The organism is Runella sp. SP2, assembly GCF_003711225.1.
In the GTDB taxonomy this organism is placed as follows: Bacteria; Bacteroidota; Bacteroidia; order Cytophagales; family Spirosomataceae; genus Runella.
Window position 1 is genome coordinate 1,964,572 of record NZ_CP031030.1, and the last position, 22,144, is coordinate 1,986,715.

18 protein-coding genes are annotated in these 22,144 nt (G+C 43.5%); 5 read left to right on the forward strand and 13 right to left on the reverse strand.

Annotation, left to right across the window (positions count from 1 at the left end; translation table 11 throughout):
- The first annotated feature begins 22 nt into the window (after window positions 1–22).
- Window positions 23–919: an SDR family oxidoreductase gene (locus DTQ70_RS08310; protein ID WP_122930383.1), complete on the forward strand. Its 897-nt coding sequence runs from the start codon at window positions 23–25 to the stop codon at window positions 917–919.
- A 251-nt stretch (window positions 920–1,170) separates the two neighbouring features.
- Here the strand turns inward: DTQ70_RS08310 and DTQ70_RS08315 are convergent, their stop codons facing one another.
- The 5 genes from DTQ70_RS08315 to DTQ70_RS08335 form a co-directional block, all read right to left on the reverse strand.
- Window positions 1,171–2,622, reverse strand: coding sequence for an MBOAT family protein (locus DTQ70_RS08315; RefSeq protein WP_122930384.1), 1,452 nt, complete (start codon window positions 2,620–2,622; stop codon window positions 1,171–1,173).
- A gap of 69 nt (window positions 2,623–2,691) precedes the next feature.
- A complete protein-coding gene (locus DTQ70_RS08320; protein WP_122930385.1) occupies window positions 2,692–3,669 on the reverse strand; it encodes a glycosyltransferase family 2 protein in 978 nt (325 codons plus the stop codon).
- Complete coding sequence (locus DTQ70_RS08325; protein WP_122930386.1) at window positions 3,666–5,309, reverse strand: hypothetical protein; 1,644 nt, start codon at window positions 5,307–5,309, stop codon at window positions 3,666–3,668. Before DTQ70_RS08325 ends, DTQ70_RS08320 begins: the two co-directional genes overlap by 4 nt.
- Window positions 5,309–6,730 (reverse strand): DUF6056 family protein, encoded by a 1,422-nt coding sequence (locus DTQ70_RS08330; protein ID WP_122930387.1) that lies wholly within the window; start codon window positions 6,728–6,730, stop codon window positions 5,309–5,311. Before DTQ70_RS08330 ends, DTQ70_RS08325 begins: the two co-directional genes overlap by 1 nt.
- Before the next feature lie 35 nt (window positions 6,731–6,765).
- Entirely contained in the window at window positions 6,766–7,746 is a 981-nt protein-coding gene (locus tag DTQ70_RS08335) for a glycosyltransferase family 2 protein (protein WP_229600094.1), read from the reverse strand.
- Between the two features lie 349 nt (window positions 7,747–8,095).
- Between DTQ70_RS08335 and DTQ70_RS08340 the strand changes: the two genes are divergently transcribed.
- Window positions 8,096–9,040 (forward strand): 3-oxoacyl-ACP synthase III family protein, encoded by a 945-nt coding sequence (locus tag DTQ70_RS08340; protein WP_122930388.1) that lies wholly within the window; start codon window positions 8,096–8,098, stop codon window positions 9,038–9,040.
- A 94-nt stretch (window positions 9,041–9,134) separates the two neighbouring features.
- On the opposite strand, the gene DTQ70_RS08345 is transcribed toward DTQ70_RS08340, so the two are convergent.
- From DTQ70_RS08345 to DTQ70_RS08365, 7 genes are all read right to left on the reverse strand, one after another.
- Entirely contained in the window at window positions 9,135–9,998 is an 864-nt protein-coding gene (locus tag DTQ70_RS08345; protein WP_122930389.1) for a DUF1080 domain-containing protein, read from the reverse strand.
- 24 nt (window positions 9,999–10,022) lie between these two features.
- Entirely contained in the window at window positions 10,023–12,668 is a 2,646-nt protein-coding gene (locus tag DTQ70_RS08350) for a c-type cytochrome (RefSeq protein WP_122930390.1), read from the reverse strand.
- A gap of 64 nt (window positions 12,669–12,732) precedes the next feature.
- Complete coding sequence (locus DTQ70_RS30635) at window positions 12,733–12,918, reverse strand: hypothetical protein (RefSeq protein ID WP_164489924.1); 186 nt, start codon at window positions 12,916–12,918, stop codon at window positions 12,733–12,735.
- Between the two features lie 247 nt (window positions 12,919–13,165).
- The gene (locus DTQ70_RS08355; protein ID WP_122930391.1) at window positions 13,166–16,003 is read right to left on the reverse strand and encodes a hypothetical protein; all 2,838 of its coding nucleotides are present in this window, start codon (window positions 16,001–16,003) and stop codon (window positions 13,166–13,168) included.
- Between the two features lie 313 nt (window positions 16,004–16,316).
- Window positions 16,317–16,493, reverse strand: coding sequence for a hypothetical protein (locus DTQ70_RS30640; RefSeq protein ID WP_164489925.1), 177 nt, complete (start codon window positions 16,491–16,493; stop codon window positions 16,317–16,319).
- Entirely contained in the window at window positions 16,471–17,376 is a 906-nt protein-coding gene (locus DTQ70_RS08360) for an alpha/beta fold hydrolase (protein WP_122930392.1), read from the reverse strand. Before DTQ70_RS08360 ends, DTQ70_RS30640 begins: the two co-directional genes overlap by 23 nt.
- A gap of 21 nt (window positions 17,377–17,397) precedes the next feature.
- Entirely contained in the window at window positions 17,398–17,961 is a 564-nt protein-coding gene (locus DTQ70_RS08365) for a DinB family protein (protein ID WP_028523170.1), read from the reverse strand.
- A gap of 164 nt (window positions 17,962–18,125) precedes the next feature.
- Here DTQ70_RS08365 and mltG point away from each other — a divergent pair, with 164 nt between their 5' ends.
- Entirely contained in the window at window positions 18,126–19,169 is a 1,044-nt protein-coding gene (mltG, locus tag DTQ70_RS08370; protein ID WP_122930393.1) for an endolytic transglycosylase MltG, read from the forward strand.
- A 9-nt stretch (window positions 19,170–19,178) separates the two neighbouring features.
- Complete coding sequence (locus DTQ70_RS08375; protein ID WP_122930394.1) at window positions 19,179–19,595, forward strand: thioesterase family protein; 417 nt, start codon at window positions 19,179–19,181, stop codon at window positions 19,593–19,595.
- A gap of 53 nt (window positions 19,596–19,648) precedes the next feature.
- Here the strand turns inward: DTQ70_RS08375 and DTQ70_RS08380 are convergent, their stop codons facing one another.
- Window positions 19,649–20,521 carry an aldose 1-epimerase family protein gene (locus DTQ70_RS08380; protein ID WP_122930395.1) on the reverse strand — a complete coding sequence of 291 codons (873 nt, stop codon included), beginning with the start codon at window positions 20,519–20,521 and terminating at the stop codon, window positions 19,649–19,651.
- A gap of 204 nt (window positions 20,522–20,725) precedes the next feature.
- Here DTQ70_RS08380 and DTQ70_RS08385 point away from each other — a divergent pair, with 204 nt between their 5' ends.
- Window positions 20,726–22,120, forward strand: a complete 1,395-nt coding sequence (locus tag DTQ70_RS08385; protein ID WP_122930396.1) for a glycosyltransferase — start codon at window positions 20,726–20,728, stop codon at window positions 22,118–22,120.
- The last annotated feature ends 24 nt before the right edge of the window (window positions 22,121–22,144 follow it).

The following is a 22,144-nucleotide window of genomic DNA, read 5'->3' on the forward strand; positions in this document are numbered from 1 at the left end:
ATGAGGTACTATCTTTGCGCGTATGAAAACAATTCTTGTGACAGGTTCTAACGGTTTGTTGGGACAAAAATTAGTAGAGCTACTTATTCAACAGTCTGATACAAAGGTTATTGCCACGGCGCGTGGTGAAAACCGCCTTCCTTTTAAAGAAGGATATGACTATTTTTCAATGGATATTACCAAACCTGAAGAAGTAACGTCTGTCATCCAAAAAACGATGCCTGATGTAATTGTTCACGGAGCGGCGATGACCAATGTAGATCAGTGTGAATTTGAAAAAGAAACGTGTTGGGCACAAAACGTAAAAGCCGTCGAATACCTAGTTGAAGAGTGTCGTAAGCATAATATATTTCTCTGTCACGTATCGACAGACTTCATTTTTGACGGAGCAGCAGGCCCCTACACCGAAGAAGGAGAAGCCAATCCGTTGAGTTTTTACGGATGGAGCAAATACGCGGCAGAAAAGGTGGTTCAACATTCGGGTATTCGGTGGGCAATAGCTCGGACGGTATTGGTCTATGGCATTGCGTTTGATATGTCTCGTTCTAATATTATTCTTTGGGTAAAAAAATCATTGGAAGAAGGTAAGAACATCAAAGTAGTAACCGACCAGTGGCGTACGCCAACCTTAGCTGAAGACTTGGCGATGGGCTGTTTTTTAATTGCCGATAAAGAAGCCGAAGGTGTATTTAATATTTCAGGGAAGGATTTATTAACTCCTTACGAAATGGCAATAATGACTGCCGATTATTTTGGGTTAGAAAAAGGCTTAATTGCCGAAGCTGATTCTTCTAATTTTACTCAGCCTGCCAAGCGACCAGCGCGTACGGGCTTTGTTTTGGATAAATCAAAAGAAATTTTGGGGTATAATCCACATAGTTTTAAAGAAGGTATTGCAATTTTAGCATCTCAGTTGTAAATTGCCTTCGCTAACGTAGTTTCTTTGTTTCTTGGAGTTTATATATCCAGCCTGTGGGTCTCGGCCCACAGGTTTTTTTGTGCCAACTGTGTCTGAGGTGTGCCTTCGGTTTCTCATAGCCAACTGTGCCTTCGGTTTCTCAAAACCGAAGTTTCGTGTGTCAGGTTTCTCAAAACCTGACTTGCTCCTTACCGTCAGGTTGTGAGCAACCTGACACACGGGATGTGAGCAACCTGACTCACGGTAGTTTCCTAAAACTGAAAATAGATAAACTGATTGGAGTCGAAAACGCCAAAGAAGTAGGTTAAGACGGATACCGTAACAAAGACCGTCCAGAAAACAACGTTTTTGCGGGTCGGAATGTGTAAAACGTAGTGTTCTTTAATGAGCAAAAGAAGAATAAGTCCTACCGAAAACCACATTTCAACATTGTTAAGCGCTGCTTGAAGGGGTTCACGGAAAGAAAGTTGCGTCATTTTCTTTAGAATAATAAAAGAATGGCGAACCTCTTCGCCAACGGTGAGTTTGGGGTTGTCTCCTACGGCAAAAAATACCCACGTCAGCATCACAAGTAAAAAAGTAATAGCGGTTTGGAGGTAAAGGTACCAAGTTGCTTTGGGCAGTGTAATATTCCACCGTTTTAAGTATTTGTCGCGAATAGAAGCGGCAACCAAATAGCTTCCGTGTAATCCTCCCCAAATGATAAAATTCCAACTAGCACCGTGCCAAAGCCCGCTTGCGAGAAAAACGATGAAGCGGTTGAGGTAAGCCCTGCCTTCGCCTACGCGATTTCCGCCGAGTGGTATGTATAAGTAGTCTCGAAACCAAGTCGATAGCGAAATGTGCCAGCGTCCCCAAAATTCAGCAATGGATTTTGAGAAATAAGGAGTGCGGAAGTTTTCCATGAGGTTGAAACCCATGACCTGAGCCGCTCCCAAAGCAATATCTGAATAGCCTGAAAAATCGCAATAAATTCGGAAGGTATAAAAGAAGGTCGCCACCAACAACGTAAGCCCGTTGTGATGCTGTGGGTCTAGGTAAGCTGGGCCAGCCATCAAGGCCAGGCGGTCGGCAATAACGGCCTTTTTGAACAAACCAAAAGCCATTCGCGTCAGGCCTGCTTTGATGTTTTCCCAATCGTACGCATGGTTTTCGTGAAATTGATGCAGCACGTTTTGCGGGCGTTCGATGGGGCCAGCAACCAGTTGCGGATAAAACATCACATACAACGCATAAATCCCAAAATGCCGTTCTGCCTGCTGATTTCCACGATATACCTCAATGGTATAGCTCATGGCCTGAAACGTATGAAACGACAAGCCAATGGGTAGAACGAGGTCGGGGTTTAGGTGTTTTAGGATGGGTAAGCTCCATTCCAAGCCTACTTTCCACGAGACGGCGTTGAAACTTTCGGCAAAAAAATCGAAATACTTAAAAACGGCTAAAATTCCGACGTTTGTAAAAATACTGATGACCAAAAGCCATTTGCGTTTAGTCCCTTCGGCGGATGCAATCCAAATTCCTGCAAAGTAGTCGATAACAATGGTAGCAAACAGAATTAAAATATAAATCGGTTTGAAAACCAAATAAAAATAACAGCTCGCAAGCAGCAACAACAGCCAACGCAGGTTTCCGCGCAGGCTATAATAGGCAAGCGTAACAACAATAAAAAAAAGCAGAAATTGGACCGAATTGAAAAGCATGGCTTGATTAAAACCGAAAATGTTGGGCCGAAATAGTTAAAATACTAAACTGACAAGCGGAGTATGACATTACCTTGTCTCATTAGTTAATTTGTTTTTCGGTTCGTTTAATTTTCCATCAACAATTGTTTCTTTCACAATAAACAACGGGCGACCTTTGGATTGGAAGAAAATACGCAATACGTATTCGCCAATGATTCCCAAAGCCATAAGCTGAACGCCACTGAATAAAATGATGACAAAAAGCAAAGCAGTGAAACCTTCGATGACATCGGCGTAGAAGAGTTTTTTAGCAAGCACAACGATAAAATAGACCAATGCTATACCAATAGAAACACCCCCTGCGCGTGTCATAAACGAAATAGGGAATTCGCTGAAGTTGAAAATACCATTATACGCCAAACGGAAAAGTTGCTTAAAAGTATATTTCGATTCGCCTGCTACCCGTTCGCTTCGCTCGTATTCGTATCCAGTTTGTTTAAAACCAATCCAAGACCGCATTCCGCGTAGGAAACGGCTTTCTTCGGGCATTTGGTTTAACACATCTGCCACGCGCCGACTTATCATGGCAAAATCGCCACTGTCGAGGGGAATATCCACGTACGAGATTGATTTTAGCAACCGATAAAATAGGAAGTAGCCTGTTCGCTTAATGATATTTTCTTTACGCTTGCGACGAACAGCATAGACCACATCGTACCCTTCTTGCATTTTTTGGTAAAAATCGGGTAACAGCTCAGGTGGGTCTTGTAAGTCCCCATCAATAATAAATAGCGCTTCTGTTCCTCGGGCTGCCGCCAAACCCGCCGTAAGGGCAAGCTGGTGTCCGTGGTTTCGAGATAAAAACACACAATGAAAACGACTGTCGGTCAAGGCAACTTGGCGCATTTGAAGAGCCGTATTGTCGCGACTGCCATCATCGACCAACACCACCTCAATCCGAAGCGAGAGGCTGTCCATGAGTTTGGTAAGGCGCTCTACCAAGTGAGGAAATGATTCCGACTCGTTGTAGAGTGGAGCTACGATGGATATTTGGGGTGTATTCATGCCTTTTTTTTCCATTCAATGGGTTGATAGTGAGTTGATTGTGGCTTGTCATCTCTGACAAGTACAAACTGCATTTGGTACGTTCCAGGCTCAACAGCGGCATAAGGAATTAGCAGTGTAGTGCCTGTGGCGTAGCGTTTGAGCCAATTACGGCCTGTATAAAGTGTAGGTTCAAGTTTAAATAAATACTGCCGACGGTTAGATTGCAACGAAACGTACAACGCTCCATTCATTTCGGGAGTAAAAGAGTAGGTTTCTTCCCGAATCAACAAGCCCTCTGCTTGATATTCAAGCTGTGGCTGAATCGGGAAATTGATTGGCTTTTGGAGTGATTGGACGACAGGAATAAGGGTAGTAGGGTAGTGGTATATTTCCCGTTGAACGTTGAATTTCATCAATGAATCAATGTACTGAGCAGCAGGAGTATTAGGCGTGAATCCTAAGCCAAAACCGTTGTGCTCTTGGTTAAATGCCCCAGCTAATAGCGTTTTACGGCGTTCGTTGATGGTGGGCCAATAATGCAACAAACTCAACCCCCAAATGCCAATTCCTACCACTAAAGCCACCTTGAAGTGGGTTTTCTTGGTTTGTTGGCGGTTCAATACAAGATAGAATCCATAAATGACCATCAAAAACAATGCAGGATAGATTTTGTAATTGCTGACAATCATGACAAAATATCCGAATCGAGGCCGCAGAAAAGCAATAATACTGGCATTGGCCAACAAATAGGTACTGACGCCCAACAGAAACAGCAGCGTCTCTTGATGGGCTAAAGTACGTTCTCGGAACAATTTCCACACCTTTACTAAGGCAACTAAGAGTATTGCTATCATGCCCATCCCGCCTATCGTTGGCAAGACAGACCGTTCAATTGTACTGCGGTCGGGGAAGAAATCGAACAAGCCCCCGATAAAAGTAAAAAATCCAAAAAAAGTCTGGTGAGGGTGCTGTAGAAAATAGCCAAAACTTGACTCGTTGTTCAAGGTTTGCATTCCTCTAAAATACAAAAAAACCGCAACTACGCCTGCTACTAACCACGTTAGGAGCAGTTTATAACGGCCTTGAAGAAACAAAATGATTATACCCGCTGGCCACACAAAAATGCCGTTGCTCATGGCAAAATTGGCACAAAACCCCGTTAATACTGCCCATCCAAACTGTTTTTTACTCAAAAGATAACAGGTGAGACTCACAAAGAAAATGACGGGTAAATGTTGGAGCGCCGTGATGGCCCACAGGCTAGTCATGTGGTATTGCAACTGAAACAAAAAGAAAAGAAGCGGAATAAGGTATTCCCACTCAATTTTTTGTTGCCGAAAAACCGCAATAAAAATAGCCAATGTCCCTAGCGTAAAACCAAATCCTAACCAGTGCAGAAAAGTGAAATTGAGTTCACCAAAAAGCCAATAATAAACCAATGCTCCCAGCTTACCAAAGATCATTCGGTGCTCATTGTTTGGCTGAAAAATGAGCTCTAGTTGGGTTGATAGGTCGGTGCTATTTACCCATTTACGCAAAAAGTCAGGAAAGGGGTCGAAGTCGTCGAACCAAGGCACATTGACGGAAAACTGGGCCAGTGTAACCACAAATAAGCCAATGGGTAAGGCCGCAAGAAGACCAAAAAGAACTTTACGCATCAGGGAGTGGCTTTAAGTACAACTGCTTTTTTACCAAAATACCCTCCCATGCACTTGCTCCACCAGTGTTTAGGGTCGGGATTGGCGTCGTCCAAATAAATTGATTGAGGCTTTGATTTTAAGGGAGCAACATAAACAGTATCCCCAGGGGTGCTTTCAATATAAGCGTAGCGGGCTTTTAATTCTTGGTCATAAGCAGCAGCACGTCCTCGTAGCCAGTCGCCATATACCATTCGTAAGTTGCTGCTAAAGAGCGTACTTACTAAAATAAGGAGTGCCAAAACGGCTTTGATAGAAGGCGGTAAATACCAATGTTGCGCGCCTAAAATTTGGTTGTTGTAGAGCCAATACAAGATAACAGAAAGTGTATAAAACCAGCCTAACAAAAAGTAAAAATAAACTGAGTTGATGACGCGAGGGGCAGGTTCAATTCCAATACCGTAGTAAGAAGGAAAAATTTGCACAAACAAAATGCCGAAATAAGTGAGTAAAATAACCCAAATAGGTACCCTGAAGTAAGGAATAGCGGTGGTATATTTGTCAAAAAGGCGAGGTAAAACCGCAATCCAAAGAATGGAAAATACTAAAAGTGGGGTTCTGAAAACCCAATCGATGCTAAGTTGTGCCAATTTTTTGAGTGACTGAATCGTCGAAAGGGTAAAATTTCGCCCTTCAGGGTTACCATTCATGCGGAGGACGTTGCCAGGGGAGGTAAAGAAAATATAGCACGAAAACACAGCGACGATGACCATAAAAAATGCCAAATTATCCCATTTGCGATGAATCACAAGTTGATACCCAAACCAACCTGCTACTAAAAGCACCATAATGGTGAGGTTAGTTTCGCTACAACCAATGACTGCAAATACCAAGAATCCAGCAAAAATGGCAGTGAGTTTTTGGCGCATCCCATTGGGCTGTTGGTACATACGTATCATTACCGTAAGCCAATACAAAGTAAGAATGTTAGGAACGGTATAAGTGACAAAAGCCGCCATCCAGTAAAAAGCCTCAACAATACTCATGATTTTGAGGATAAAGAGCAACATAATACCACCCGTAATGCCTAAAATACCCCAACGATTCCATTTGGCAAACAACTCTTTGCAAAGCGCAAATAAACTACCTGTAAGTCCCAACACAAGCAAAAAAGAAAGTAACTTAAAACCTCCCGCCCATTTGACCACCAACGGATTAGAGTGATTAAGAAGGATACCAAAGTATCTGCCCGTCCAACCTGTGTAATAAAAGTTCATGGCTTCAAAATAACCATACTTAAAGACCGTATCTATATAGCAATAATCATCGACGGGAGAGGGGTGATTATAAATAGACAACGCCAATAAGGGGAGGATTGCCACAGCAAGTAGCCCGACATTGAAGAGGTCTTGAAAAAGAGGTTGTTGTAGTTTTTTTAGCATTGAATGCTGCTGTTTTATGACGATAGCGAACGAATTTAATGAGTAGCGTCAGTTGTTACTTTTTCAATGATGTATCTTGGCCTTCCTTTGACTTCTTCGTAAATCTTTCCGACGTATTCCCCAATCAGCCCAAGGGCAATCATGTTGGCACCACTAAAAAAAGTCATCGGGAGTACAATCGACGTCCAACCTGCTACGGTACTTCCAAAAAGATACGAGACGCCAATATAAACCCCAATGCCCATTGCAATTAGGAAATTGAATACGCCAAAATAGAGCACCAATCGCATTGGAAAAGTGCTGAAAGAGGTGACGCCATTCCAGGCAAAAAGGAGCATTTTTTTGAGCGGGTATTTGGTTTCGCCTGCCTCACGTTCAAAACGTTTATAAAAAACTTTTTCCGAACGGAAACCAATGAGTGGAATAATACCCCTTAAAAATAAATTAACTTCCTTAAAATGGGAAAACTCCTCCAATATACGGCGATCCATAAGGCGGAAATCAGCGTGGTTGAATACCACAGGCACACCCATCCAACGCATGACTTTATAGAACCCTTCGGCGGTGGTACGCTTAAACCACGTATCAGAACTTCTGTCGTCACGCACGCCATAAACCACCATAGCCCCGTCGTGGTGTTGGTCGAGCATCTGACCAATGGCCTCTACATCATCTTGTAAGTCGGCATCGATTGTGACAAAGCAATCGAAATCCTGAATATGGTGCATCAAACCAGCTAATATAGCACTTTGATGGCCAAAATTTCGGGAAAGTTTAATCCCAATGGCGTGAGTGTCTGCCTTACAAATGTCGTCGATAAGTTGCCAAGTACGGTCACGGCTTCCATCGTTGACGTAACAAATTTTACTTTCAGGGGCAATTTTACCTTCTTGAACCAACCGAGTACGGTACTGCTGAAGCGTACGATGTGTTTTAGCAAGAATTTCTTCTTCGTTATAGCAGGGTACTACGAGTAATAATTTGGTTTGAGGCATTTGCGATAAATCAACAGTCATTGGAATTTGGCAAAAATACGGCACTTTCCATAACCGAGCGTCATTTAGGACAGAGATTTTATTTTTCGGGGGAAAAAAAGTTGGTTTTGGGTAGGTTGAATGGCTGGCTATATGAAGACGTTGTCCCCCAGTTTTTCGGAATTATTATGTAGCTATCGAACTTTTCTGTGGTTTTTGGGTTGAATGTATTGGCCTAAGTTTGTTTAAAATAAGTAAGTATTGAATCTCCAAAAGAAAATTGTTAGGATTTATTAACGACTTTCTTGTAAGATTTTAATATTTTGTACCACGTTTTCTACGAAATGTTTAACTTTCGGCCATAAATAGTTAGGTATAAACCAACCCTTGTATGTTTCTTCACCAAGTGGCTCACTACTTGCCAGAACAAGTAGTTGATAACGAACATTTTACTAAACTCAATGGGCTGTCTGATGAGTGGATAGTGCAGCGTACGGGCATTCAGCTCCGACGTAAGGCCGCCTCGGCCGAAAACTCCCACAGCATGGGGGTCGAAGCCGTAAAGTCATTATTGGATAAAATTCAAATTGATATATCAGAAATTGATTTAATCGTAGGTGCTACATATACTGCTTATGATACCATTGTTACACTTGGTCATGCCGTGCAGCATTTTATCGAAGTAGCGGATATTCCTGTAGTGACGATTTCCTCGGCTTGTTCTTCATTATTGAATGCCGTAGAAGTGGTGGAGGGATATTTTGCGATGAATAAAGCGTCAAAAGCGTTGGTGATTACTTCAGAGCATAACACAGGCTACTACAACGAAACCGATACCGTATCAGGGCATTTGTGGGGCGATGGAGCCGCGGCTTTACTCTTTACAAAAGAGCGTGTAAGTGATGGGGATATGGAAATGAGATCTTTGGTGACAGGTGGTGCTGCTACCAGCGGGAAAGCCACCGAAGCCGTGGTATTGCGCCCTAACGAGCGTGGAGTGATTATGCCTTTTGGACGAGATGTGTTTATTAATGCTTGTACCTATATGCCAAAGGCTAGTTTAACGGTACTTGAAAAATGTGGCCTAACGGTGGAAGATGTGTCTTATGTTTTGCCACACCAAGCTAATTTGCGCATTAGTATGAATGTAATGAATACACTTGGCTTGCCCGAAGAAAAACTAATCTCGAATATTCAATACCTCGGAAATACGGGCTGTGCAGGTTGCGCCATTGGTTTGTCTGAACATTGGAGCCGTTTTCAACCAGGAGACCATATTGTTATTACTGTTTTTGGAGGTGGATATTCGTACGGAGCTATGTTGCTTCGGAAATAACCGATACTCTGTGGAGGTTTTCTTACTCGTGCAAAGGGTTTCTCAAAACCCGAGTCTTTGTGGAAGGGGTTGTGAGCAACCCCTTCCACAAAAATTATCTCTTCTTCTTCTTCCCATATTGGCAAGTTGAATTGTCTTCTTTAACGTAGTATGACTTGAAATTGAGGGCTTTAGGGTCCATGCAGCCTTTCAAGTTCAACAATTCAACTTTTCTAAATTCCACAGGGTGACTTTCACTTTGAAGCGAGATAGAGCCGTGGTCGAGGAGTTTTCCATTAACAAACAGATTGGGGTCATGTCCGCTCACGTTGCCGCCTCCCCACTGAGGTTTATTGTATTCCAACACTTTTTCGCCGTTAGCAAAATGCTGAATGAGCGAGTCGCCCAAAACTAACACTTCAGCCAGCACCCATTGGTCTCCGTTGTAGGTTTGCGAGGTAGAATTGATGCAGTGTTGGGTGATTAATTTTCCATCCATCACGACGTTTGTTCCAGGGGTGCACAAGTTGCAGGTAGTTCGTTTTTTGCCGTCACCACCAAGTAATTGAACTTCGATAGACGCAGGAAAATCTTGGTCTTTACCCATTGAAGCGGCCGTTTGGCCGTGTACCATGATGCCGCTGTTACGCCACGCCCAGCCCTCACCTTTGGGAGCTTGCTCGCCCACAAAACGATATTCAACCGCAATGCGGTAGTATGAAAAATCGCCTTTGTAGAAAATATGACCGTATTTGCGTTTAAAATCATCATATTGGTCATAGCGAACGACCATTTTTCCATCCTCTACCCGAAACGTTTGTCCAAAGTTATCATTGAGGTCGTTCCCACGGATTTTAATATCCCAACCGTCAAGGTTTTTACCGTTGAAAAGTTGCTGCCATTCTTGTTTATCCGTCTTTTTTTGTCCAAAAACAGACGTAACACAAAGGCTTAAAAAGACAATTACTGCGTATTTCATAGATAAAGTAGCTGGAAAGCTAGGTTACTTTTGTTGTGATAAAAAGGTTAACAATGAGGCAAATTCCTCGTACGAAAGGGCATTGACCAAGCCCGAAGGCATCATTGAAGTTTCCATTTCTTTGCGACTAACGATGTCAGCGGTTTTAATGGTATAAACTTGTCCTGCAATGTCTCTCAAAACGACGCGAGCCGACGACTCTTCAGTGATAAAACCAGAGTAAACTTTGTTACGTTTAGCTGTGATAGTCACCGATGCAAAACCTTGGGAAATCGAGGCATTTGGCTTTAAGATTGACTCTGCAATTTGTTCACGGTTCATAATCGACCCAATTTGCCCCATAAACGGCCCTTTCATGGGTTCAGTTTTTGACAAGCTGTGGCAAGCGATGCAACCTTGCTGCGTAAATAGTGTTTTACCCAACGCCACATCTCCCTGGATTTTGGCCATGGCAAGCATCACGTCTTCAATCGAAGCTTCACCTATTTGCCCTTTTTTATTACGGATTTTGTCTAAATCAATCTTTACCTCTTCCTTCACCGCGGCTACTTCTTCAACCCCAAACTCTGGTATTTCCATGCGATGACGGCTGTTGAGTTCCACAAAGAAGGGTTTGTCGTTTAGCTTTTTCGATTCTTCCATCAAGAAATCCTTAATGCTCGACGAGGCTTCCCACGTAATACCTTTATAATAAGGGCCGTGCGTGTCGGGGCGGGTGCTCCACCACCACGAACCGTCGTAATCGGCTTCTTTTTTGTACAAACGTGAAAGGGTAACGATGATTTGTTTTTTAAGGGCAGCGTCGTTTGATTTTTGGTAGGCATTGATTAATCCCGAAACTGCTTTGGGGTCGTGCATGTAGCGAAGTGCCCAAAGCGCGAGGGTTGAGTTTTCGGTTCCAATAGCCTTTACACACGCATTGACAGCATTGAGTGCCACCAACGAACGCACCGCCACGTGAGGCAAAATTATCGCTGAATTAGGGGTAGCATGTGGCCCTTCTGTTCCCATTGCTGGTGGAGCAAAACTTGCTGGGACTGGTGTTTTAAGGAGCGATTGGGCTGCTTCCGTTTTTCCAAGACGTCCAAGACCTACGGTTGCTGCTAATCGAACGCGTGGTGAGGCATCGTTAAGTGCTTGAAGGAAAGCTTCACTTGGAACGTTTGAATTGTAAATTTTACGGTCGGCCAAAGCCCGAAGCGCATACTCACGCATGGCTGCATCTGAAATCAATTTGGCTAAATTGTCATTGGCATTCACACCAGCGGCTTGAGCATACGTGTACATGGCAGCAATGCGTACAACCAATGGAAGTTTAGCATTGGTTACCAACGCCCAAACAGGTTTTACAATCTTGTCGGCGGGGCGAGTGAGAAGCTCTTGCTGAGCGGCTAGACGAGCGACCCCACTTCCAGATTTAAGAAGGTCAATTAATTTAGAGTTCGATAACTCTTGCGGGTTTTTGAACGATTTATACGTCCATTGTTTCGGAGTAGCTCTTACGACAAATCCTTTTTTTGGATTTCCTGAATAACCTGCCCCGTCCCAAGCTGAAAGGTAAGCACGACCCGAAGCGTCCACGTCCACGTCGGTGATTTGGGCTAATTTGACAAAACTTTCTTCTTTTTGGGTAAAACTTGGCCCATCGGGTGTCACACGATGAATGTACAATTGGCTGCGACCCCAGTCGGCCATCATTGGTACTTGGTTGTACTGGGCAGGCCAAGTGTCGTCGTCCATAAATAAAGCACCCGTTCCCGAACCACCGCCAACGTCGATGAGTGCAGGGATGATTTCGTCGGTAAAGTGCTTGAACAAAACAGGATAACCATATTCGCCAGACTGGATTTGGTTGCTGAACCGTACGTTCCAGCCGCCGCCATCGTTGGTATTTCCACGGGCAAAAATATTCATGTAAGGGTCAATCGCCACGTCATAAATGTTACGAAGGCCGTGGGTATAAACCTCAATTTCGGTGCCGTCAGGACGAACGCGCACTACGCCACCACCAAGCATGGTCATTTTTTTGCCACTTCGGTCGGTGGCGTTGTGGAAACCAAAATCGCCCACGGCAATGTATATCCATCCATCAATCCCCATCCGAATCCCATTGGTGGCGTGGTCAGTACCGCGACTTTGTAAAAATTTAGGGGAACTAATGTGTTGAATCAACGGACTTGAAGGGCCATCAGCCACGCCATCGTGATTTTTATCTTCAAATACCACCAAGTCCATGCCCGAGGCGATGCCTGTTTCTTTGGAAAAAACGGTATGTAAAACATAAACTTTATCGCCCATCGAAATAATACCACGAGGGTTGTCAACAGTAGCATATACGGTGTGGGAATCTACTTTGCCGTCGTTGTTGGAGTCCACCAATCGAACGATACGACCGTTACCAGGTTTTTTTCCTAATGAACCAATCATGTCCACGCCAACGTAAACTTCGCCCGTAGGTGCTACGGCCAAACAAGCTGGACTAGGAGTGAGGTCGGCGCCTGCAAAGTGACTAATAGCCAGTTCGGCAGGCCAACTGCTGGCATTGGGAAGTGAGTCAGCGGGTGTGACGGTAACGCTTGTTAAACTGTTGGAGTTTTGGTTCCAAAAAGAGGTAAAATTGAAAAGAATAAGTAGAAAGACGGATAACGTCGCGAAGTAAATCTTGGACATTGTGGGTGTAAATTGAGTGGATTGGAAATGGATAAAATACAAAAAGGCGCAATTTACGCCTTTTTTACTTTAACCGTGCGGGTGGATTCTCAAAACCACCCCGTCGTAGAAATATTGCTTGTTGCGTTTGTTTTTTGAGGTTTTGAGAAACCTCAGGCACGGCGGTGTGCGGTGGATTCTCAAAACCACCCGCGTTAGTAAATATTGCTTGTTGCGTTTGTTTTTTGAGGTTTTGAGAAACCTCAGGCACGGCGGTGTGCGGGTGGTTTCTCAAAACCACCCCGTCGTAGAAATATTGCTTGTTGCGTTTGTTTTCTGAGGTTTTGAGAAACCTCAGGCACGGCGGTGTGCGAGTGGTTTCTCAAAACCACCCGCGTTGGTAAATATTGCTTGTTGCGTTTGTTTTTTGAGGTTTTGAGAAACCTCAGGCACGGGATGGTGTGCGGGTGGTTTCTCAAAACCACCCGTATTCTTGCAATGATAAGTGTTCAAACAAATTACAAGCCCGTCGATACGAATATACCAAAATGGAAAGATTGGTTGGGTTTGGTAGGGTCTTTGTCCAACAAAAATGAATTCCGAAGCCCAATGCTGATAGGTAAGATATTCAAAAAAGTATTGTCCAAAATAAGTTCCGCTCCAGCTGAACGGTAGGTCGTTTTGGCTTTTGCTGTAAGTCGTTCGGTGATAGCGTAATCGTAAAAAAGATTGGCCCTTATTCGCTTAAAATATGTAATTCCGAACAAACCTGCATCGGGGTAAAAAAGCGGCAAACCATAATCGACCGTTAGGCTCGTTACTTGGTCGTTGGCAGGGGCGTTGTAGCCGCGTGGATAGACAAATGTATCGGAGAATTGGTAAGAATTACTCAAAAGTTCTTTCTGGAAAGCCCCTTTAGCCTGAATGGCGTGATTTTTACCAATACCAGGGAGATAGACCGTACTAGAAGCAACGGTTTTGGAATTGTCGTCACCGTTTAGGGTAGAAATGCTGGCCAATTGAAGGGCAAAACCAAGCCTCGGCCCAACATTTTGATAGGCCCTACGACGTACTGTACTAAAGGTCAGTCCCACGTTACTGCTCAAAAACGAGTTGTCGGGCTTACTGGCGACGTTATCAATGGTAAAATTGGTCAAATTTCGCTGCGTGATGGTGACATACGGCAACAGCGACGTAGAGAAATTGCCTTTGAGCCAGCGGAGAGGAATGCCTACTTGGGCTGACAGGTCTAATTCATTAAACTGTTGACTGACTACTTGATTGTTTTGTAAAACGGCGGTGCTGCGTTGGCCATACTCCGTCATAAAGGTAAGGTCAGGGTAGAAACGGGCAATTTTTAGCAAGGCATTAAACGAATTACTTCCCGCTTCGTTAAAGTTGGCACTTCCCCCAAAACTTAGTGAAACATCGTTAAGGAAATTGTCGAATTGGACGCTTAAAGACGGATTGCTTGGCGATGGAATAATGTTCCAACTGTGCAATTTTAAGCCTTTGAATAGCCCTCGGTAAGATTTGACGCCGTATTCTTGAGTAGGTAGTTTTTCAAAAATTGAGCCTCCTTCTTCGGGGAAATTAGAGGCTTTAAAAATGGGCAATTCAAAAGGTTCTTTCACCACAAATTCGGCAGGGTTGCTGGCGTCAAGTGATTGTTTTGAAATGACATAACCCATGTTGGTAAACTCTGTAAAATAAAGTGTTTTGCCATCTTTGCTTACTTCTGGCTCAAAAGCAGCTACGGGAACGGAGGTGACTTTTGAGATTTTTTTGCTCCCCGCTAAATCAGTACAATAGATGTTGTCGATGGTCGAAAACGAGGCATTGAAATAGACTTTATCGTTGGAAATTACTGGCGATTCAATCGTATGGTGCGTCCAAGGCGTTAAAAGTGTAATTCCTTTTTCATTGACGTTAATTTTGGCAAGTGCCAATTGACTTTGGTGTTTGGCAATGCTAATCAGGGCGTCACCGTTTTCAGTCCATGCCAGCCGAGAAAAGAAATAATCATCAGGGTTATTGATTGTTTCTAGTAATTTTCCCGAAACTGCATCTAACAAGTGAATTTCATTTTTTAACATAGGTGAGACATACACTGCCGCTATTTTACGGCCATCTGGCGAAGCAACAGGGGAGAAATAGCGGGTTTTGTGGGTAAGTTGTCTTTTTTGTTGAGTCTGTAAATCAAACAGATAGATGTTGGTGAAATCCTGATAGCCGCGACGAGGGTTGCGCGATAATTCAGCCCAGGCGACGATGTTTCCGTTCAGGCTAAAGAAGTCGTCGTTGTTATAGCCGATGGTTGTTAGTACTTTTTCATTGCCGTTTTCGAGCTGGACGAGTTGGTCGGTTTGTTTGTAACTGCTTTTACGCGCAACGAGAATGTCATTTTTCCAAGCCCTTGGATAACGATAATCGGTCACAGTTCGCTTGTTTTTTTGGATGACAGCTTGCGTCGGAATCAGCGTAGTAGCATCGAGGCGTTCTTGCCACGCTTGCTTATTTTCTTTCCAAGCAAGTTTGTACAAATTGGTTGAATTATAGCCCAGGTTCCGCTTGAGCGCTCTCGAAAATGGATACACAATTCCTTTGTAGCGAGCAGCTTCGGCGTGGATTTTGGCCGTAATGTCGTTTCCTTTCAATTGACGAGCTTGGGTAAGCATTAAGTAGCCAAGTCGATAATGGTCTGGCACGAGACTGCGAAAAGAACCATTTCGGTTTTTTTGGTAGGAATAATTTATTCCGACGTTGGCCAATGAACGTTGCTCAAGGGTAAAAAAACTGGTTCTTCCACGCCCGTTTTTACTAAGGGCAGTTTCAGAAATAACGGCATCACCTTCGCTGTACCAATTTGGGATACTCAAGGCGCTCAACAAAGACCAAAGTCCTTGACCTTGAAGAATCGAACCCAGTTTTGTAACACCTCGTCGCGAATTGAGGGTTTGAAGCACGTGGCGGTATTCGTGAACAGACAAAACATCCAGCCAATTTTGGCTTCCCAAAAGAAGATTGGATGCGGGAGGGGTACAAAAAAATTCAGAACGAAACGGGGCAAGGGCTACGTATCCGTTGGGGTTGACGGTTTGGGTTTGCAAGACAATGTTAATGCGTCCTTTTTTGTCGCCGATGGAACGACGATTATTGAGGTCAATAAAATTTACCACGTTGGCTACGCGCTGTGCTTGTGGTTCGATGCCTTTGGGAAAAATAATGTTGGCTGAGGGAGATGAAAGCACTTGCCATTGCTGACCTGTAACATGGCCCCCAAATTGGTCTTGGGCAAAAACATAGCACCCAGAAAGACTGAACAAAAGTGCAGAATAGAATTTTTTACATTTCATAGAGGGAATTGTTGGACAGTAAATATAAATAGGTTGTGAAGTAACTTGACGTACAGGGCACTGGCAGGTCACAACGTAATCTAATAGTATATTATATGAAGGAAAAAAGCTAAGACTATCTCCAAAAACAAGACTAAGGCTGAACGAATCTTGTTTTTAGGATGGAAGTGTGGTGCTTATTTTTGGTATAATTATACCAAAAACAAGTTTAAAAAAAGATGAAATAGAAACAGTCATGTCCAAAAGAGAGAACCAAATGGTTATTTGTTTAACTGTATTGATTACTCAAATTTGGGTTAATCTTCTTCATCCTTTAACTGCCTGTATTGGTATATGTATATAAAATGGCACTTGCGCCAAAGCAAATCACCATTAAGATACGTGGGAAGTTCCATTCTACCAGAAAGCCAGCCAATATGCTGACAAGAGTAGCAAAGCCCATACCAATGGCTGCGATTTTAGACCATCTACGGCGTTTGTCTAATTCCATTTTTTAAGAAGTGAAGAAGTGTTGAAGTAAAAATGGTTGATTTCTCAAGGTTGGATAAATGCCCTGAGTTTTTAACGACAAAGGTAGAAGAATTCGGGATACGCTCGGCCATCACTTTCGCCATCCGATGAAACGTTTCCTCTTCTTTACTTCCTGTCAAAATAAGGGTTTGGGCTTGAATGAGCGGAAGTAATTCTAGGGTATGAGGGGGGCCAAAGTACGGGTTGATACGGGGATTGATGAGGTGGTCACCGTGGTAGTCGGCGGTCATTTCACTCAGTCGAATGACCGCGCGGTCTTCGGCCGCGTACAAACGCGTGAAAGGCGAACGAAGCCAAAACTCTTGCTGCTCGTCGTGCCAACCTTGCTGAGAAATAATGCCAACGGCTTTGTGAAGCGACGCCGATAATTCGGGGGTATATTCCTCAAAACCATCAAGCTCGGTATTAGCAGCAACGATTTTAAGGACACGTTGAGGATAACGAGCCGCAAAATGAAGCGCAATGTTAGCGCCCATTCCTGCCCCAACAAGGTGCGTTTGCGTTATACCCAATGAATCTAGTAATGCCTTGAGGTCGTCGGTGGGGTCGTGGGGGTCGCGTGCGCGGGCTGATTGTCCAAACCCACGCACGTCGTATCGAATAACTCGGTATCGTTTATTTAATTTTGACCATTGGCTATCCCACTGTCGGTTGTCGAGGGCAAATCCATGAATCAAGACTACTGTTTCGCCTTTTCCCGCCGCTTCATAATACAGCCGAGTGTCATTGACTGCCAATTTACCCGAGACAATTTTAGATTGGGCAAGGGCAACTACGCTGCTACATAGCAGCCAACACAGCAAAGCCAACAAAGAATGTCGTGAATGATGGGTTGGATACATAATTGGCTAAGGCATATCGACTTAGTACATGTCATTGAAGTCGGTAATACCACCTGAGCGGTAATAGTCGTCTTCGTCGTTACGGCTTTGTTTGCCCAAGCCTTTGTAAGTAAGTGCTTTTTTGAGAATCGAGATTTGGCCCGCGTGGTACAAATCATGCTGTAAAATTCCGTGAAGCATGGTATAATAATCGTACTCCCGTCCTGGTACGATTTCCTCTAAAAATTCGTCATCTTCCCGCTTTTCAAGCTCCGCAATAAGCTCTTCTTGGCTCAAACTAAGTTCCATTTGGAGTGCTTCCCATTCAAATTCATCAAACATCGGGAACGTCTTCCAGTCGCGTGATTTTGTTACTTCATACTCACCGTCACCTTGTAATCGTTTGATGACAAAGATGCGCCAGGTGGTCATGTGATAAAGAAGTTCGGCGATACAATGGGTATTCGGCATGATTTTTTCGGCAGCCATTTCCCACGATACATCGCTCAATACTTCTACCACCGATGGCCCATGCCATGCCCCTTCACTTTCGTAGATTAGATTAAATTGGTCAATAATGCGTAATAACTCTTCTTTTGCGTCCATTGTGATGTTATAAGACAATCTTTGTTAAACTCCAAAGGTACTCAATTCTTGTTTTGTTCGGTAAACTTGCGACTGTTTTCGTAGAAAAACCAAAGTGAACGTGTACTTTTGCACTGTAGATTCTATTGGCAGCCTCGTTCATTTGTTCAAATTGACTCATTATCATGTCTCGTAATTTTCAAATTGGCTTGTTTGTTACCGTTACGGTAATCATCACATCATTCTCCTTTTATTTTTGGCAATTGGCCAAAACGCCCAACTTTCAACAAGGGAAAGACAAAGACTTTGCCCTGTTGATACCTGCGGGGGCTACCTACGAAACGGTGCTCGATTCGCTCAAAAAAAACGACGTATTAAATGACCAGATGTCGTTTCGTTTTTTGGCTAAATTGCTAGATTTACCCAAAAAAGTAAAACCTGGACGGTATGTTCTAACCCGTAAAATGGGGAACTTAGAAGCCATCCAAAAACTTCGCAATGGCAGTCAAGATGCTGTTCGCTTGACCTTCAATAATATTCGACTTAAGGAGGATTTGGTGAAGCGAATTGGAGCAAAATTTGCGTTTGGCGCAGATACTTTAGGCCGATTGTTGAACGACCCTCAGGTATGCCAAAAGTACGGTTTTGATACCACAAACATCGTAAGCATGTTTTTGCCTAATACGTATGAGATATTTTGGACAACCAAAGTGGATAAGTTTTTGGGACGTATGCACGATGAGTATAACAAGTTTTGGACGCCCGAACGAATAGCTAAGGCCAAGACGTTAGGGTATTCTAAAGCAGAGGTATCGGTAATGGCTTCGATTGTTGACGCTGAAACCAACCGAACCGACGAAATGCCGCGCATTGCGGGTGTGTATCTCAACCGTATCAAACAAAGTATGCCTTTACAGGCTGACCCTACGGTGATTTTTGCGTGGCGTGATTTTAGCATTAAGCGGGTAACGAGTAAATATTCGGCCCTCAATTCTCCCTACAATACGTACCGCGTTTTGGGATTGCCACCAGGACCAATCAACATCCCAAGCACGGACGCCATCAACGCCGTTTTGAACGCCGAACAGCACGATTACTTGTATTTCTGCGTAAAAATCGACCCTGATGGTAAGTTGCTTGGCTACCACGACTTTGCGGTTACGTACGAAGATCACCTCAAAAACGCAAAGATTTACCAAGAAGCGCTTAATAAATTAAACATAAAATAACCGCTGCCCATGTTTGTCTATGAGTACAAAGGCGTCCGTGTTCGCTACGCCGATACCGACCAAATGGGATACGTGTATTACGGCAATTATGGCCGTTTTTATGAAATCGGTCGGGTGGAAGCCTTGCGTAGTTTGGGGATGTCGTACCGCGAGATGGAGGACAGTGGCATAATGATGCCCGTGTATGATAATTATTCGCGTTATCTTCAACCTGCGCGATACGATGACGAACTGAGCATCAAAGTGACGATTCCAGAATTACCAATGGCACGGATTGTCTTTGAGTACGAAATTAGGAACCAAGATGGTACTTTGTTGAATACGGGAAAAACGACACTTTTGTTTTTGAGCCGAACAACCAACCGCCCAACGCGTGCTCCCAAAGAAATGATTGAGCGACTTCAAGGTTTTTACGAACCTAAATAGCATTACAAAAAAGTCAAGCCTCCGAATTGTTTCAACTCGGAGGCTTGACTTTTTTAGTCTTTCTCAGCAATGGAAACCGACCAAGTACGTTCAAAAGTCTGGTTGCCTTCTAGGCAAATTATTCCTTCTTTTTGGGTCAAATCTTGCGTAGAATCAACACTGTCAGCAATTCCGCACCAAGGCTCAATACACACAAAGTCGGCGTCTTTGGCCGCCCAAATGCCCACATAAGGAAAACCACTAAAGCCAAATGTAAGTGAGTTTCTGCCTTTAACTGAGCTTAAAGTAACAGCAGTAGAGTTAAGGTGTTTAAATACCAGTGCATCTTCATAAAAAAGCGACTTGTTCAAAGCCAAGTTATTCGTTGTCGAAACCAACGTAGGCTGAGTTTCAATCAGTCCGTCAGAGGACAAAGGCCAACGCCATAATTCTTCTTCAGTATTAAAATTTAACGTATAGTCATTGTACGTTCTTTCTTTGTCAAAAGGTACATGAAAAGCAGGGTGGCCTCCCACTGAAAACCACAATTGATTTGCGGAAGGGTTATGAACCTGATACGTAACGTTTAATTGATTTTGCACAATTTCGTAGATAAGCCTCAATTCAAATTCAAACGGATAATTGGCCAAAGTGCTTTCATCTTGAGTAAGTAAAAAGGTGGCTTTATTATCAGTTTGCGCTTCGACTAAAAAGATTTTATCCCTAGCAAATCCATGCCTAGGTAGTTGATAGTCAATTTTCTGGTAACGATAGGTATTGCCCTTTAAGCTTCCAACAATGGGGAATAAAACAGGCGAATGTTTGGCCCAAACTGCTTGTGCATTCCAGAGATAGTCCGATTGCGAGGGTACATGAAATAGTTGTTGCAGTTCTGCTCCTTTGGGATGAATCTGAACTTGGAGATGGGTATTTTTAAGTTGTATCATTGCGCAGTTGAAGGTTTGTACAGATAAAATAATGAGGTTGAAAGTGAGCGATTTGTGAATCTGTTTGCAAAAATTGACAATAAGGCATAGAAAATCTGTGTTTGCTAGAAATAAAACTCAAAAAAGTTGGGAGAGAACTGTAAAATACATAATTTCAGACCCTTACTCATACTACAAAAACTCTATTTTAACTCTAGCCGTTTGATGGACTCACGTGCGCGATTTCAGTTGTCGTTACTTGGCGGTAAAACCGCCCTCCTAAAAATAGGCAAAGGAATGCGCATTCTTCTATTGTTGTTGGTAATTGCTGTTATCGTAACGGGTGTATTCTTCTCGCAAACACTGGGATTGTTTTTCTTTGGTTTAGGTTTTCTCAACTACATCTTGCTGTTAAGTTTTAGGGTAAGTAATAACTTTTTTCGTCGAACAAAAAAAAGCATAACAGCTTCGATGTTAGTGGAAGAGTGGCCGAAGTTTTCGATTCTAGTACCCCTAAAAAACGAAGACGAAGTAATACACGCGACGCTTCAAGCCATTGAAAATTTAGATTATCCCAGCGACCAAAAAGAGGTACTGATTGTTGTGGAAGATACTGATGTGGTTACCCAACGTAGCTTAGCTCAAATTGATTTGCCATTTTCATTTCGGGTTATCCACATACCTGAGCTTCCTCCTTTTACCAAAGGGCGGGCATTGTTGTACGCACTTAGCGAGGCTACGGGTACGTATATCACGGTGTATGATGCCGAAAGTAGGCCAGAGCCTAGTCAATTGAAAGTGGCGGCAACTGCTCTTTTACAGGCAAAAAATGAAACATGTTTTCAGTCGAAAATTCGTATTTCAAACGCAGGGACAAACTGGCTCACCCGAAACTTTGCGGGTGAATATTACGAGTGGTACGAGCGGCATTTGAGTGAGTTATCGGCGCAAGGTTTACCCTTTGGACTCGGTGGGAATTCGTTTTTTGTCTCCAAAAAAGTCCTTGAGGAGGCAGGCGCTTGGGATCCTTTCAACGTGACCGAAGATGCCGACCTGAGTGTGCGACTATCAGAGAACGGAGTTAAACTACAAATCCTCGATTCTGTCACGACCGAAACCTGTCCAGATACGCCCAAAGGTTGGATAAACCAGCGTACGCGTTGGAACAAAGGGCTGTTTATTACGCAATTAGTGCATTTGGGGCGAACGTTAATGAGTGATAGTTGGCGGGGAGAGGCATGGATAAGTTTTTGGTTGCCCATGATTTCGGCGGCATTGGTGCCTTTCTTTAATCTATATATTCCCATTTATATGACGTGGGGGAATCTTTCCCTTTGGAATGTCTATATCATGAGTGTGGCGCTTTGGGGATTATTTACGCTCAATCTAGTTTTCACCTGTGCCATAAATTACCTGACCTACCGACGCATGGGCATTGAAGTTTCGCCGCTGCGTATTTTAAAGGATTGGTTTTTGTACTTAATTCTTCATATAGCATCGGGGGTGAAGGCGTATGCTGAGTACTTCATTTCTCCCTTGTACTGGCACAAAACCGAACACCTTGAAGATGACAAACCAAGCCCGATACGCTCGGAAAAAGAAGTCTTCACAACGTATTGAATTTTACTCTATTACCAAATTAAT

Excerpts from the sequence above, each read along its gene's own strand:
- DTQ70_RS08310 (WP_122930383.1), top strand. The coding sequence starts at position 23 with ATGAAAACAATTCTTGTGACAGGTTCTAACGGTTTGTTGGGACAAAAA.
- DTQ70_RS08315 (WP_122930384.1), bottom strand. The coding sequence starts at position 2,622 with ATGCTTTTCAATTCGGTCCAATTTCTGCTTTTTTTTATTGTTGTTACG.
- DTQ70_RS08320 (WP_122930385.1), bottom strand. The coding sequence starts at position 3,669 with ATGAATACACCCCAAATATCCATCGTAGCTCCACTCTACAACGAGTCG.
- DTQ70_RS08325 (WP_122930386.1), bottom strand. The coding sequence starts at position 5,309 with ATGCGTAAAGTTCTTTTTGGTCTTCTTGCGGCCTTACCCATTGGCTTA.
- DTQ70_RS08330 (WP_122930387.1), bottom strand. The coding sequence starts at position 6,730 with ATGCTAAAAAAACTACAACAACCTCTTTTTCAAGACCTCTTCAATGTC.
- DTQ70_RS08335 (WP_229600094.1), bottom strand. The coding sequence starts at position 7,746 with ATGACTGTTGATTTATCGCAAATGCCTCAAACCAAATTATTACTCGTA.
- DTQ70_RS08340 (WP_122930388.1), top strand. The coding sequence starts at position 8,096 with ATGTTTCTTCACCAAGTGGCTCACTACTTGCCAGAACAAGTAGTTGAT.
- DTQ70_RS08345 (WP_122930389.1), bottom strand. The coding sequence starts at position 9,998 with ATGAAATACGCAGTAATTGTCTTTTTAAGCCTTTGTGTTACGTCTGTT.
- DTQ70_RS08350 (WP_122930390.1), bottom strand. The coding sequence starts at position 12,668 with ATGTCCAAGATTTACTTCGCGACGTTATCCGTCTTTCTACTTATTCTT.
- DTQ70_RS08355 (WP_122930391.1), bottom strand. The coding sequence starts at position 16,003 with ATGAAATGTAAAAAATTCTATTCTGCACTTTTGTTCAGTCTTTCTGGG.
- DTQ70_RS30640 (WP_164489925.1), bottom strand. The coding sequence starts at position 16,493 with ATGGAATTAGACAAACGCCGTAGATGGTCTAAAATCGCAGCCATTGGT.
- DTQ70_RS08360 (WP_122930392.1), bottom strand. The coding sequence starts at position 17,376 with ATGTATCCAACCCATCATTCACGACATTCTTTGTTGGCTTTGCTGTGT.
- DTQ70_RS08365 (WP_028523170.1), bottom strand. The coding sequence starts at position 17,961 with ATGGACGCAAAAGAAGAGTTATTACGCATTATTGACCAATTTAATCTA.
- mltG (WP_122930393.1), top strand. The coding sequence starts at position 18,126 with ATGTCTCGTAATTTTCAAATTGGCTTGTTTGTTACCGTTACGGTAATC.
- DTQ70_RS08375 (WP_122930394.1), top strand. The coding sequence starts at position 19,179 with ATGTTTGTCTATGAGTACAAAGGCGTCCGTGTTCGCTACGCCGATACC.
- DTQ70_RS08380 (WP_122930395.1), bottom strand. The coding sequence starts at position 20,521 with ATGATACAACTTAAAAATACCCATCTCCAAGTTCAGATTCATCCCAAA.
- DTQ70_RS08385 (WP_122930396.1), top strand. The coding sequence starts at position 20,726 with ATGGACTCACGTGCGCGATTTCAGTTGTCGTTACTTGGCGGTAAAACC.